General features: G+C 44.7%; 12 protein-coding genes. 4 read left to right on the top strand and 8 right to left on the bottom strand.

Translation table 11 applies throughout. The features are described from left to right. Nucleotides 1-408: 408 nt before the first annotated feature. Nucleotides 409-1,281, bottom strand: coding sequence for a Tim44 domain-containing protein (locus tag R7Z41_RS15340; RefSeq protein WP_005384268.1), 873 nt, complete (start codon nt 1,279-1,281; stop codon nt 409-411). A gap of 392 nt (nt 1,282-1,673) precedes the next feature. Here R7Z41_RS15340 and R7Z41_RS15335 point away from each other — a divergent pair, with 392 nt between their 5' ends. From R7Z41_RS15335 to R7Z41_RS15325, 3 genes are all read left to right on the top strand, one after another. Then, nucleotides 1,674-2,264 carry a TetR/AcrR family transcriptional regulator gene (locus R7Z41_RS15335; protein ID WP_005382308.1) on the top strand — a complete coding sequence of 197 codons (591 nt, stop codon included), beginning with the start codon at nt 1,674-1,676 and terminating at the stop codon, nt 2,262-2,264. A gap of 13 nt (nt 2,265-2,277) precedes the next feature. Next, entirely contained in the window at nt 2,278-4,152 is a 1,875-nt protein-coding gene (locus tag R7Z41_RS15330) for an MFS transporter (protein ID WP_033906874.1), read from the top strand. Between the two features lie 114 nt (nt 4,153-4,266). Beyond that, a complete protein-coding gene (locus R7Z41_RS15325) occupies nt 4,267-5,196 on the top strand; it encodes a YeiH family protein (RefSeq protein WP_137281813.1) in 930 nt (309 codons plus the stop codon). On the opposite strand, the gene R7Z41_RS15320 is transcribed toward R7Z41_RS15325, so the two are convergent. From R7Z41_RS15320 to R7Z41_RS15290, 7 genes are all read right to left on the bottom strand, one after another. Next, complete coding sequence (locus R7Z41_RS15320) at nt 5,193-5,381, bottom strand: hypothetical protein (protein ID WP_017634658.1); 189 nt, start codon at nt 5,379-5,381, stop codon at nt 5,193-5,195. The genes R7Z41_RS15325 and R7Z41_RS15320 overlap by 4 nt on opposite strands. 100 nt (nt 5,382-5,481) lie before the next feature. Next, nucleotides 5,482-6,909: an o-succinylbenzoate--CoA ligase gene (gene menE, locus R7Z41_RS15315; RefSeq protein WP_225477740.1), complete on the bottom strand. Its 1,428-nt coding sequence runs from the start codon at nt 6,907-6,909 to the stop codon at nt 5,482-5,484. Next, on the bottom strand, nt 6,894-7,883 hold the full coding sequence (gene menC / locus R7Z41_RS15310; RefSeq protein ID WP_042524032.1) for an o-succinylbenzoate synthase: 990 nt from the start codon (nt 7,881-7,883) through the stop codon (nt 6,894-6,896). The genes menE and menC overlap by 16 nt, the downstream gene beginning before the upstream one ends. Before the next feature lie 125 nt (nt 7,884-8,008). Continuing rightward, entirely contained in the window at nt 8,009-8,875 is an 867-nt protein-coding gene (gene menB / locus R7Z41_RS15305; protein ID WP_137281811.1) for a 1,4-dihydroxy-2-naphthoyl-CoA synthase, read from the bottom strand. Continuing rightward, a complete protein-coding gene (gene menH, locus R7Z41_RS15300; RefSeq protein WP_169628629.1) occupies nt 8,868-9,695 on the bottom strand; it encodes a 2-succinyl-6-hydroxy-2,4-cyclohexadiene-1-carboxylate synthase in 828 nt (275 codons plus the stop codon). Before menH ends, menB begins: the two co-directional genes overlap by 8 nt. After that, the gene (menD, locus tag R7Z41_RS15295) at nt 9,682-11,400 is read right to left on the bottom strand and encodes a 2-succinyl-5-enolpyruvyl-6-hydroxy-3-cyclohexene-1-carboxylic-acid synthase (RefSeq protein WP_206970940.1); all 1,719 of its coding nucleotides are present in this window, start codon (nt 11,398-11,400) and stop codon (nt 9,682-9,684) included. Before menD ends, menH begins: the two co-directional genes overlap by 14 nt. Next, complete coding sequence (locus tag R7Z41_RS15290) at nt 11,397-12,704, bottom strand: isochorismate synthase MenF (RefSeq protein WP_017819991.1); 1,308 nt, start codon at nt 12,702-12,704, stop codon at nt 11,397-11,399. Before R7Z41_RS15290 ends, menD begins: the two co-directional genes overlap by 4 nt. Before the next feature lie 217 nt (nt 12,705-12,921). Between R7Z41_RS15290 and R7Z41_RS15285 the strand changes: the two genes are divergently transcribed. Next, nucleotides 12,922-14,136, top strand: a complete 1,215-nt coding sequence (locus R7Z41_RS15285) for a pyridoxal phosphate-dependent aminotransferase (RefSeq protein WP_053303263.1) — start codon at nt 12,922-12,924, stop codon at nt 14,134-14,136. Nucleotides 14,137-14,198 lie beyond the last annotated feature (62 nt).

Raw genomic sequence — 14,198 nt, 5'->3', positions numbered from 1 at the left:
CTACAATCAAAAATTGCAACGCAGTTATCGAGTATTTTAACAAGCTAGAATGACCAGTTATTTACTACGATTGGTATAACCTATACTCAATCTCACTAAAGCAACCAACCCCATGTGAAACTCCACAAACAAAAGGCTGAGGAGCAGATCTTTACCCTACAAACAATGTACTAGCTATTTTGATTTTGTTAGTTCGTATGGCCTTAATATGAATGTTCAATATAAATAGGAAAACACTTTAGGACTTACTAGAAAAAGTGGGCTCGCAAAATTAGAGCAAAAGTTATCAAGCGGACTCAATTAGTGATGTTTGTATAAAAACACGTACAAGAAATATAAATGATAGATACAAAAAATCCCGCAGGGGATGCGGGATTTTTACTAGTGACTAAATTGGTTTAAAGGTGACTAGCCTTGAATGCCAACGATTAACCATGGCGCATTAGGCGCAGTCAAGTCACGCTCTAGGTGCCAGATATCTTCGATTTCTTCTTCAACACCTTCTACTGTGTCACGGTAACGACCGCTAAACTGCAGACTAAGCTGTGCTTTATTTGCATCGTAATCAGCACGGACGATCTCCGCATCAACGTACATTACGTCAGTATGCTGCTCACCGTCGAGCTTCGCGCGCTCTGCTTTTAGGTCTTCAAACAAGCTTGGAGAAACATATTCTTCAATAGTTTCTAACTGGTTGTGATTCCACGCACCTTGCAGGATTCGATAGTGTTCACGAGAACCATTAATGAACGCTGCTTGGTCAAAACCCGGTGGGTAGTTATGTGGTACGTCTGTTTGAGCGCCAAAACCACCAAAGCCACCATTATTTGTGTTTGGTTGTTGCTCAAAGTTTTGCATGTTTGGTTGCTCAAACTTAGATGCGTTGCCACCAAATGCAGGCTGTTGACGATGCTGGTTCATACTGCCCTGCTTCGCACCTAGCATACCACGCATTAGTTTAAAGATGACAAAGGCAATCAAACCAATAATTAGGATATCCATAAACTGGATACCTTCAAAAGCACCGCCAAAGAATGCAGCAAGTAGACCACCAGCAAGAAGTCCGCCTAGCAGACCACCCATAAGGCCTTTCTTACTTGAAGACTTTGTCGTCTGATCTTTGCCGACCGTATTGGTGTTTTGTTGCTGTTGTTTCGGTGCTGGTGCAGTTTTGTAGCTCTTACCGAAAGACTTACTGCCACCAAACTTCTTCGCTTCCGCGATAGGCGTTACAGCAACAGTAAACATCAATAAAGCAACAATAGAAAATAAACGTTTCATCGTTATCCTTAAAGTTAGCTATCTAAGATAGTGCCCCATTTTCAAGACGAAACAATCGTTGTTTCAAACAGTAGCACGCCAAAGATGATTTTTAAGTCATCATACTCTGTATACCGATTGATGAAAATAGCTTATAGAAGCTGACATGTATCAGAATATTGCCAAAAATGCAGACTGCTCACACTGCTTACAATTCAGCTGAAGGCGCTTGATCAATGTAAAAAAAGTATGGAATAAGTTCACTAATACTCCAGATTGTTTTACTTGAATTAGAATCAGTGACACAGCTCAGAATCCTACACCTTGAGGGCACTTGGACACATTGCCTTGTTGACGGTTAATAGGTAGCTGACTATCATATTGAACGATGTTCAATAAAGTAGTTTGAGAGTATGGCGCGCAGAAACGATCACACCCGAGAAGAGTTAGTGAATTTGACGTTAACAACGGTCAAAAACTTTTTAGATGAGAATTCTTACCACGAACTCAGTCTTCGTAAAATCGCTAACATGATTGGTTACGTGCCAAGCACATTGGTAAATGTTTTTGGTAATTATAATTTGTTGTTGCTTCATGTTGTCGCTCAAACTTTAGATGAGTTATCTCAAGAAGCACGCAAAGCGACTAATGACAGCAAAGACTCCCATCAAGCGCTTTTTGAACTCGCTTATTGCTACCACGATTTTGCTCAAAAACACCCATACCGTTGGCAGTTAGTGTTCGAACACAACATGAATGGAGCAGAACTTCCGGAATGGCATGCCAAACGTATCGATGGTATGACGGGAATGCTAGAGTCACTATTGGCTCAAATCGCACCACATCGTACTGAATCCGAAGTGATTCAAGCGAGTCGAGTCCTTTGGTCTGGCGTACATGGCATTACTTTACTCAGTGTTGATGATAAGTTTTTCTCTAGTGAGCCGATTGATGGCAAAGAATTGATCAGTAATCTTCTTTCTAACTACCTCACGAACTGGTAACAAAGGATTATCCATGTCATCCGACAGACAGCCGTCCTTACTTACGCAGAGAAAGTTCCTGCCCTATTTCATTACTCAGTTTTTTGGCGCTTTCAACGACAATATTTTTAAAAACGTTTTGCTGTTGTTTGTCGCATTCGCTGGCTCCAGTGCACTACCTATTTCGAGCAATTTGTTCATCAACCTTGCGGCAGGCTTGTTCATTCTACCGTTCTTTCTGTTCTCTGCTTCCGCTGGCGTATTAGCCGACAAATATGAAAAGTCATGGTTTATTCGTAAGGTTAAACTATTTGAAATAGCCATCATGCTCTTGGGTGCCATCGGATTCATAACCGAAAGTTATGGTGTGCTTTTATTGCTACTGTTTTTAATGGGCACACAGTCAGCATTTTTTGGCCCAGTTAAATATGCCCTTTTGCCTCAAAAGTTAAATGCTAAAGAGTTAGTGCCCGGCAACGCTCTTGTTGAAGCTGGTACCTTTATCGCCATCCTTATTGGCACCTTAGGCGCTGGGATTATAGCCTCTGCAGACAACGCAAAATACCTTGCCGCATTTTGTGTCGTGATCTTCGCATTGTTAGGCTACTTGTCGAGCCGCTCAATCCCCTTTGCTGCAGCCAGCGCGCCCAATCTCTCTTTTCGTTGGCAACCATACAAGCAAACCAAACACACGCTCTCTATCGCCAAATCCGATCGAGTTGTTTTTCAATGCATAATGGCAATAAGCTGGTTTTGGTTTTTAGGCGCCGCATATCTAACACAATTCCCGAATTTCACTAAGATTTACCTAAATGGCACCGAGAGTGCGGTGTCTTTCTTGCTCGCTCTATTTTCCATTGGTATCGCGCTAGGGTCGCTACTTTGCAATTGGATCTCAAACCATCGTATCGAAGTCGGTATTGTGCCAATTGGTGCCTTTGGCATTACGGTATTTGGGTACCTAATGGCCACTTCCATTCCCAATGATCTACCTACTTTCCATAACTTTGTAGACTTCTTTAGATATGAGCCTTTTTGGCCATTATTTTTCTACCTATTGATGATTGGCGCTTCGGGCGGTTTGTTTATCGTGCCTCTTTACGCATTAATGCAGCATCGAGCAAAGGAAACCGAACGTGCTCAAGTCATCGCAGGGCTCAACATTTTTAACTCTCTGTTTATGGTCGGCAGCGCTGTCTTAGGTATTGTGTGCCTAAGTGTAATCAAGATGACAATTCCTCAGCTGTTTGCATTGTTAGCCGTTTTAAATTTCTTAGTCGCCGCTTACATCTTTTTGCAAATTCCTATTTTTGTAGTTCGCTTTGTCATGTGGATGCTTACGCACACCATCTATCGAGTTAAGCATAAGAATCTACACAACCTACCCGAGCATGGTGGGGCATTGATTGTATGTAATCATGTAAGCTACATGGATGCATTGCTACTTAGTGCCGTATGCCCAAGGTTGATTCGTTTTGTCATGGAGGAAGATTACGCCAACCTACCTCCATTAAGGCGCTTTTTACGTCGAACTGGGGTAATTCCAATTTCAGCGAGTAACAGAAGCTCTATCAGACGTGCATTTAACGATGTGGAAGCTGCGCTAAGCGAAGGTCATATCGTCTGTATTTTCCCTGAAGGAAGATTAACTTCAGATGGTGAAATGAATGAATTCATGCGCGGTATTGATATCATTCTACGTCGTAGCCCAGTACCCGTCATACCTGTTGCACTTAAAGGCTTATGGGGAAGCTATTTCAGCCGCGCAAAAGGTCGCGCATGCTGTGGCTTACCGACTCGATTTTGGTCAAAGCTAGAAATTGAGGCAGGACAACCGGTGCCACCAAATGAAGCAACGGCAAAAACAATGTTCGATAAAGTGCATCAACTTAGAGGCGACTGGCGATAAATACACTTGAACACATGTTTAGGATAACTGAACATGTGTTCAAATCATTAAGACAAACTGACCACACCCAGTGCGATATACTCTCCCTTTCATTCACAACAGCGAATAAAAACCTTGAATAGAAACTACCTCCTGTTTGGATTGGCGTTACTTTTTTGTCTAACCCCTCTTGCCTCCTCTCCCATTGCTCTAGTTATCGGTTTTCTACTCGCAAGTTTTGGTTTTGTGCCTTCCGAGCTGCCCATCGCTTCTTTTACTAAAAAGCTGCTGTCTTACTCGATTATTGGCTTAGGCTTTGGCATCAACTTTGAGCAAGCACTTGCAGTCACATCGGATGGTATCGGCCTGATCATCGCCACTATTACAGGCACACTGATCATGGGCACTCTCATTGCCAGGGTAATTAAATTGGAGCGAGTAACCGCTTACTTAATCTCATCAGGTACTGCAATTTGTGGTGGTAGCGCAATTGCTGCTGTGGCACCGGCGATTAAAGCGAAAGACGAGCAGATTGGATTAGCACTGGCAACGGTATTTGTCCTGAACTCCATTGCACTCTTTGTGTTTCCTGTGATTGGACATGCTTTAGGGCTAGATCAACACACGTTTGGCACATGGGCTGCGATTGCCATTCATGACACATCTTCTGTTGTCGGGGCTGCCTCGGCCTATGGGGAAGAAGCGCTAACTACGGCAACAACATTGAAACTCGCGCGCGCTTTATGGATCATTCCTGTTGCTTTGATCAGTGCCGTCATCTTTTCAAGAGGCCCAAAAGAGAATGGAAAGAAAAAACTAGCTATCCCTTATTTCATTTTTTGGTACTGTGCAGCTATCGCGTTTAGCGACTTCTTTCCTCAATTTGAAATGGTCTATCACGGCATTTTCATTGGAGCAAAGCAAGCGTTGGTTGTATGTCTGTTTTTGATAGGTTGCAGCATTTCAATTTCAAAACTAAAGTCAGCTGGAGCTAAGCCGCTGTTGTTTGGTGTGACTCTGTGGGTGCTAATTTCTACCACTTCTCTAAGTTGGTTACTGTTTTAGATATTGGTGGTCTGCTTATCGCGTTGAGGGGACGGTATTTCCCGTTTGCTATTTTTGTATATAACGACCAACGCTATAGCGATCAAAAATGCCGTTAGCTCTGCAAGAGAGCGGGCTAGCCCTTCACTACTTATCGCGATACCAATTTGTAGTGCTACTGCCGCAATTAAAACTAGCTTTGCCATCCTGAACCTTATGCATTTTCTCTCCACTAAGAAGCATAATTATGATTCAGAGTTATAAGGATACGAAATTCTCTTTATGACTAATACATAGCAAAATTGACTAATGCTGAATTGATGACAGCAGCCACTCTTTCACGGCCTTACGTGAAATTTTGATCCCACCTTCTAGTAGAGTTTGTGGCATTACATGGTATTCCACTGGCCATTTAAACTTCTCTAACTTTGATTGCAAGTGCTGGTCATACTCCGACTTGCTGCGCAATCCATTGGTCTGAATCACAGCTACTGGTCTATGACCAAACTCCGCGTCTTCGACTGGAACCACTATACTCTGCACTACACCATCAATTTGGTTCAAAGCGGCTTCAATCTCTTCACAATGGATATTCTCACCACCAGAGATAAACTGATTGTCGGCACGGCCGATTATCTTTAATTCATCACCTTGCCACTCGCCAAGATCTTTGCTGTCAAACCAGCCTTTCTCATCCAGAAATGGGGTAACATGTCCTTGATGGAAATACCCTGCCGCTAATGTCTTACCGCCAACAAAAATGCGTTGGTCAACTAATTTTATCTTACGGTGCTTCAATACATGTCCAGCATTACTGGTGCTGTCAATTCTCTTTGCGGTAACGGTAGAGGCCGCCTCCGTCATCCCATAACCTAACCACGTCTCAATGCCTTGCCCTGATGCTCGTAGTGCCAACTCATGATCAACGTGACTGCCGCCCAGTAGCACATGTGTCAATGACAAATGTGCATCATCATCCAATAACCGTTTGAGCTGAGTCGCAACCAAAGAAGCGTGTGATACGCCCTGAATATCATCAACAAGTTTCCCTGAACCGACTTTTAGTGTTGCTCCGACATATAGCCAACGATAGACAATCGCTAATCCAGAGACGTGATACAGCGGAAGCGATAACAGCCAAGCATCTTGCTGAGTGAAAATGAACTCCTGCAACAAGCCCTCTGCAGACGCAAGATGCTGTCGATGTGTATGAACCACAGCTTTAGGCTCCCCTGTAGAGCCAGAAGTAAATACTACTGAAGCTAGCCGATCATGATGATAGCTATCTTCAGTCAACGAATCACTCTCTTTCTGTGATACTACAGGCGGTGAAAGCAATGTTGCCTTGAGTTTTTGTATATCATGTTCAAAAAAGGTCGAAGCGCACTCCAGAGAAAACCAGATAAACCGAGTTTGATCAGGCCTGTAAAGTGTAGCAAGCTTACCCTGCAACTTATCTAGTGGTTGTTCCATGGTCAGCGCAGCGAGCGCGCCTAACTGTTTGGAGGCAAGATAAAACAACAGTGTTTCTACTTGCTTCTTGCCAACCAAAGTCAGCACATCCCCCCGAGTTACACCCAAGTCATTCAAATAGTGAGTGTATTGGTCAATACGCTTCGAGAGTTGTTGCCAGTTTAATACTTCTGTTGATGTCTTGAGTGCAATAGAAAAAGGGCTCGTTTGAGCCCAATATTTCCATGGTGCCTTCGCAATATTGTCTACGCAGAATGCCACACAATCTCCTGGTCTTTTAGAGGAAGAACGGGAAGTTCACACTTAGGCCAGCCCTGCTCTAGCTGAGCTTTGAATAAGCCAATCGTATCCAAACCTGGAACTTCATCAGGCAGCTGCCATTGGGCAAAGCGCGCTAATTGAGTTAAACCGAGACTGGATTCAATGCTCGAGCTAATCACTGCTTTCATCCCCAGTGACTTCGCTTTCTCTATCAGTGTAATACAAAAATCCACTGAACCAATGAGTGTGGGTTTGATGATGATCGTTTTCACACCAGTTAGATCTTCAAGACGGAAATCTTCACGACGAACCGCATCTTGCAATGTTTCATCCCAAGCGATAGCAATACCAGTATTAATCGCAAAAGAGAGACTATCGCCAGGAGAGCGGCACGGCTCTTCTAGAAACGTGATTCGTTGACGCAGAGACGGAGCAATGTACTTAGCGAACTGCTGCGCTTTTTCTGGTGTCCAAGCGCGATTGGCATCGAGTCGAAGCGTTAATTGAGGGATTGATTCAAGAAAAAGGTTCACAAGCATGCCATCGCGAATTGGCTCATAAAGTCCAACTTTCACCTTAGCGACTTTCTCACCTTCCATTTCGTTCAGCTTTGGAATGAGCTCATCTGGGTCGCCAGTGCATAGTGGCGCTGTTTGGTATTTACCTTGTTGTGGTAAGCCACCAGCTAATTCAAGCTGTGCCATCGATAAACCAAACGCAACCGACGGGTACATCTTGGCATAATCCACATCCAACTCTGCTACCCAACGCTCCGCCTGTTCTTGTAGCTGAACACCCGCATCTTCGGTGCTCTCTAAGCTAAAACCAGGAAGAGGAGCGACTTCTCCAAGCCCTGTTTTACCATCTTCGGAAAGCGCAACAACATAACCAACACGTTCGGTTAGCTTGTTGTCACGTAGGATGACACCACTATCCATGGGCAAGCTATAACGATAAATTTTCGCTTCACGCATAATTCAAGTCCTATGTAATGCCGTATATTTGAGCGTTCTGACGAGCAATCCCACCAGCCTCCCAGAGGGCGAGGCGCTCAGGAAAAAAGGAACAGAGGAGCTAACACGCTCCTCATTTAGACGGATTATGGGTTGCGAGGGAATTTATCGAAGTCTGGGCGACGCTTCTCGTTAAAGGCATTACGACCTTCTTGGCCTTCATCAGTCATGTAGAACATCATCGTTGCGTTACCCGCTAGCTCTTGCAGACCCGCTTGACCATCACAATCTGCGTTTAATGCAGCTTTCAGGCAGCGCAATGCCATTGGGCTGTGCTGTAGTACTTCACGACACCAACGAACGGTTTCTTTCTCTAGATCCGCTAGTGGTACAACTGTGTTTACTAGGCCCATGTCTACCGCTTCTTGAGCATTGTAGAAACGACATAGGAACCAAATTTCGCGAGCTTTCTTTTGGCCTACGATGCGAGCCATGTAAGATGCACCCCAACCGCCATCAAATGAACCCACTTTAGGGCCTGTTTGACCAAATTGAGCGTTGTCAGCTGCAATCGTTAGGTCACACATCATGTGCAGAACATGACCACCGCCCACAGCCCAACCCGCTACCGATGCGATCACTGGTTTTGGACAAGTACGAATATCACGTTGGAAGTCCAATACGTTTAGGTGGTGCGTACCTTGGTCGTCTTTGTAGCCGCCGTAGTCGCCACGGATCTTCTGGTCACCGCCAGAACAGAATGCGTCTTCACCTAGACCTGTCAGAATGATCACGCCAACACCAGAGTCGTAACGCGCATCTGCCAACGCATCAATCATCTCTTTTACCGTTTGAGGACGAAACGCGTTACGCACTTGAGGACGCGCAATGGTGATTTTCGCGATACCATCTTCAGACTTATGGTAATGAATGTCCTCGTATCTCTCGCCGCAATCTTTCCATTGAACCGGAGCGTAAAGTTCTTCTTCAGAAATGCCTACTGTTTTAGCCATGGTGATTCCCATTGTTCTCGTTACTCTCACCAAAGTGAGACTGAATTATTTGCTTGGTATGTATCGCAAACTGTTTGGGCTGCTCTTGATGGACGTTATGACCAGCGCTTTCAACTTGTCGATACGCCAACCCGCTACGTTGTGCCAGTTGGCTAAATTTTTGGTCTTTCTCACCACACAAGTAATACACTGGTATGTTCTGCTTTTGCAGTGAGGGCAACAAATATGCCTGTTTGGCTAACGATGTCGCCATCAACATATTCGCCACCGCTGAGCCAAGATTATCACTTCGCTTCGCAATGAATGTTTGTCTTTGCTCATGGTTTAGTGAAGAAAACACCGCTTGTTGGTACCAATCGTTCAAAACACGTTCAAGTGGTTCAGTTTTGAAACGCATTGCCCAGCGAGCATCATTCTCTAATCTCACCTGTTTCTCTGACTCAGTTTGAAGCCCGAAGTTTCCCCCTTCAACAATCGCGCCCGCAATATTGAGATCTGGAAAGCATTGATGGGCAATACCATGCATCGCAATGCGGCCGCCCATAGAGTATCCAATCAAAATAAGTGGTTGTTGTGAGGGAAATAATAAAGATAGTGTGGAACCAAGAAGTTTGCAGCAATCATTTAAATCGCAGCAAAAAATAGATTGGCTGCGTCCGTGACCAGGAAGGTCAACCGTAACACGTTCATATTCGGGTAATGCATTTAAACACGCGAGCCAATCGGCACCGCTACCGAGTAAGCCATGCAAAAACACCAAAGTGGGCAACGTTCTACTTTGGTGTTTTTCTAATACAGGGAAACGTTCAAAGTAAAGCATTCAGACTCTTATTAAATGCCTTGAGTGTCTCAGCAGCTTGATTAGGTGGGGTTTGAACCTCGACCAGCAACGTGCCTTGGCGGTGACATAAATGCTCTTTTACAGATGATTGGAATTGCTCCAGTGTAGAAACATGCAAATACGCCAAACCAAACTGCTTTGCCGCGTGTTCAAACTGATAACCATGAGGCATTTGATAATATGTCGTCCTGCGCTCTAGTGGTACTGGCAACATATCAAAAATCGCACCGCCGTCATTATTAGTAACAACAAGTACCGCCGGCAGTTTATTGTGAGAAAATAGCGCCAGAGAATTGAGATCATAAAGTGCTGCTGTGTCACCGATATACATCAGTAACGGATTACCTCTTGCCCGTTGCACGCCTGATGCCGCAGCAAACAAACCGTCAATCCCTGACGCGCCTCGATTAGTGAAAACCTCTACACCATCCAATTTTCCGTACATATCAACAAGCCGAACAAACAAGCTATTACCCAAGAAAACATCTACGTTCTTTGTGCGCTCGTTGATGTCTGCTGCCAACGCAATTTCGTCAATGGCAGACGCTGAATCAGATAGGAAGGCTTCTTCGATACGTTGATGAACTCGCTTAACGTCATTCGCTAACCTATCAGCCCACCTAGCAAATATTGACTTCTCAAAACTAATGCGAGAAACCCACGTTTTAGGAGGCTCAACCCAGTGCATTTGCGCCAGATGATTTTGGTTATTCCGGTCCATACAAGGTGAGACATACCAATACTGAACGTCTTTACTTTGTTGATTTTTCGATACTTGTTTATCAATCCATTGGTTCAAACGTTTGGAGATGATTCGGCTACCAAATTGGATAATAAGTTCACAAGATTCAAGCTCGTTTGCGAACTCGGGAAGTTGAAGCCATACATCGTAACACGCCCAATCCGAACTGAGACCACTTTGCGGGTCTGCAAGTACTGGCCATCCCATCTTTTGTGCAAATGCCTGCGCCGACTTCGCTTGTTCAAGCGGTAAGCTGCCAATCACAACCAAGCCTTTTTTGTCCGAAAAAGGCGGGATGTTCGCCTGTGACAAATGGCTAAAACGCTGAGTATAAGTGCCGCTTCCTTTTCGCCATCCGGCGACCGAATCTAAGTAGGTTTGATAATCCGCTTTTGCGCCGTTGGAATACAAAGGCTCTGGAAATGCACAATTAATATGAACAGCACTACCCTGCAATTGCTGAGTAAACATCACTTCGTCAACAGAGGTCAGCAACCAGTTAAGCGACGTTGCTAAATTTGGGCTTGGTAAATTCAAACTGGCCGAAACATGATGTGAAAAAATACCCAATTGATTTATCGCTTGGTTTGCACCACAGCCGACAAGTTCTACTGGACGATCTGCTGTCAGCAGCACCAGTTTTTCACCAGTAAGTTTGGCTTCGGCAACCGACGGTAATAGGTTCGCCACTGCCGTACCAGAGGTAACGATAATTGCCACTGGCTCCTGAGTAGCTTTCGCTAAACCAAGAGCCATAAAGCCCAGTCCACGCTCATCAAAATGAGTATGAATGGAAAAGTCGGACTGTTCTGCCGCTTCTAAAGTTAAAGGAGTAGAACGAGATCCGGGAGCGATACAAACATGCTTAACGCCAAATCGCTGAAGCTCAATCAATATGGTTTCTGACCAAACTCGATTGAGCACCGCTTGGTCATGACTCATGATGCGACTCCCAATGGCGGATGATCAGAAATCAGCGTAAGTAACGTCGACATTTTCTTATCAAGTTCTGCCCACTCATGTTCTGCCACAGAACCAGGCACAATCCCTGCGCCCGCAAACAGTTGTACTTGATCACCGAGCACAAGCGCGCTTCTGATTGCGACACAAAACTCTGCTCGTTCATGGCTTATGTAACCCATTGACCCCGCGTACCAGCCGCGTGCAAAGGGCTCATTATCAAGAATAAACTGCATGGACTCTTGTCGGGGTAAGCCGGCAACCGCCGCTGTTGGCTGAAGCGCCGATAACAACTGAACACCATTTATCCCCGCTCTTAGACTAGCGTGAATATTTCGCTTAAGGTGCTGCACTTTTCGTAGTCTGACCAAACTCGGTTCAGCTTCCACTTCAACCATTTCAGAATGCGGTGATAGACGGTCAATGATGTCGTCCACCACATACTGGTTTTCGTTGAGGTTCTTTTGGTCTTGGGATAACCAATTCGCCAACTCCATATCTTGAGTGGCATTGTCTCCCCGACCAATCGTGCCTGCCAACGCTTCAGTGTGGAGTTCATGCCCAACACGCGAATACAAACGTTCTGGCGTAGACCCCATAAAACTGTGCTTACTGTCTAAGCTCAGCATGAAATGGAAGCTATGATGGTTATTTAAGTAACTTGCTTTAAGTAGCTGTGCAGCACTTAATGTGTTATCAAGCTGCACGGTAGAACGACGCGCTAAAACCACTTTCTTAAAATCATCATTCTCTATACCAGTCAGAACTTTATGAACTAACTCATTCCATTGAGGCTGACTTGGCGTATGAACAATAGAGCGGATGTGAGACGAAATTGGAGCTAAGGCCGCGACCTCACAAACCAGTTTATTCAACCCAGCTAGAGTTTGCGCTTTGTCTTCTGAAATATTAACTGCGAGAGACCACTGTTGGTCAAAACGAATTAACTCAATTTGAGGCAAAAAGAAAAAAGAAGGCATACAGCGGCGATTCTTCTCATGCTGCCCATCAAAAGAGCGCCCGCCCCAGACTCTTTGCCCTTCACCTAGAATGGTATAAGCAGGACCTGGCTCAACAAAAGCGTGCAATTGCCCTAGTGCAACGACCTCTTCACGTGTATCGCGGGACTGCCAATAAAACTTAGGGAAAAGTGGTTGTGCATCAAGCCAATCAACAAATGAGAAATTAGGTTTCTCGCTAAGGGGCTCGACCAGACGTGTTTGATTGCCTTCCGATTGCTGAACTCGCTCGATAATTCTCTTTACGGCTTGATGGAACTGTGACAAATCAACCTCGTTGTATGTGAGGATAAATGGTAACTGACGGCTACTCTAAGTTTAGACCCAAAGCAAATCAAGGTCGTATGCGATCTTTTGCAAAATCCTGTGATAGCAAGCGAGCAAAACCTAACCAGCAGACAGATTATTTACAGATATATATTCTAATAAAAAACAAATTATTGTATTTTAATAAAGAAATTAACGAATTTTTAGGAATTAAACAATGCAAAATATCGGGATGTCGTCAAAACTCGACAATGTCTGCTACGACATTAGGGGTCCTGTACTCAAACATGCTAAGCGCATGGAGGAAGAAGGGCATAAAATCCTAAAGCTAAACATTGGTAACCCTGCCCCATTTGGTTTTGACGCCCCTGATGAGATTTTAGTCGACGTGATTCGTAATCTGCCGACTTCTCAAGGCTATTGTGATTCCAAAGGTATTTACTCTGCTCGTAAAGCTGTGGTCCAACACTATCAGCGTAAAGGTATACGCTCGCTAGATGTCGAAGATGTGTATGTAGGTAACGGCGTGTCTGAGTTGATCGTAATGGCCATGCAAGCGCTATTAAACAATGGCGACGAAATGCTGATCCCAGCACCAGACTATCCGTTATGGACAGCTTCAGTTGCACTATCTGGTGGTAAGCCGGTTCATTATCTATGTGATGAAGAAGCTGACTGGTACCCAGACCTTGAAGACATCAAAAAGAAAATCACACCAAAGACACGTGGCATTGTTCTGATCAACCCGAACAACCCGACAGGTGCGGTATACAGCCGTGACTTCCTACTTGAAGTGATTGAGATAGCACGCAAGCACAAACTGATCATTTTCGCAGATGAGATCTACGACAAAGTGTTGTACGACGGTGCAACACATACCTCAGTCGCCACACTCACTGAAGACGTGCTAGTCATGACATTCAATGGCCTTTCAAAAGCCTACCGTGTTTGTGGTTTCCGTGGTGGCTGGATGTTCCTAACGGGGCCTAAACATCTGGCTCAAGGGTACGTGAATGGCTTGGAGCTGCTTTCATCAATGCGTTTATGTGCAAACGTACCAATGCAACATGCCATTCAAACCGCGTTAGGTGGATACCAGAGTATCAATGAACTGATTTTACCTGGCGGACGCTTATTAGAGCAGCGCAACCGAGCGTATGAATTGATCAATCAGATTCCTGGTGTTTCTTGTGTCAAACCTAAGGGTGCGATGTACCTCTTCCCGAAAATCGACACTAAAATGTACAACATCAAGAACGATCAGCAGATGGTTTTAGATTTCTTAAAACAAGAGAAGGTCTTACTGGTGCAAGGTTCTGGTTTTAACTGGCCAAAACCAGACCACTTCCGCATCGTGACACTACCGCACGTTGAAGATCTAGAAATCGCCATTGGACGTTTTGAAAGATTCCTATCAACCTACAGCCAGTAATGAATCACTGGTAGTAATTAGTGCTGATCTCTCATATGCTTAGAGGAACTCCTAGTGAGTTC

The sequence above is a fragment of the Vibrio sp. 1457 genome (assembly GCF_033340195.1).
Classification (GTDB): Bacteria; Pseudomonadota; Gammaproteobacteria; order Enterobacterales; family Vibrionaceae; genus Vibrio; species Vibrio alginolyticus.
Note: the sequence above shows the minus strand (reverse complement) of the source record. Positions and strands in the feature narration are given on the sequence as shown.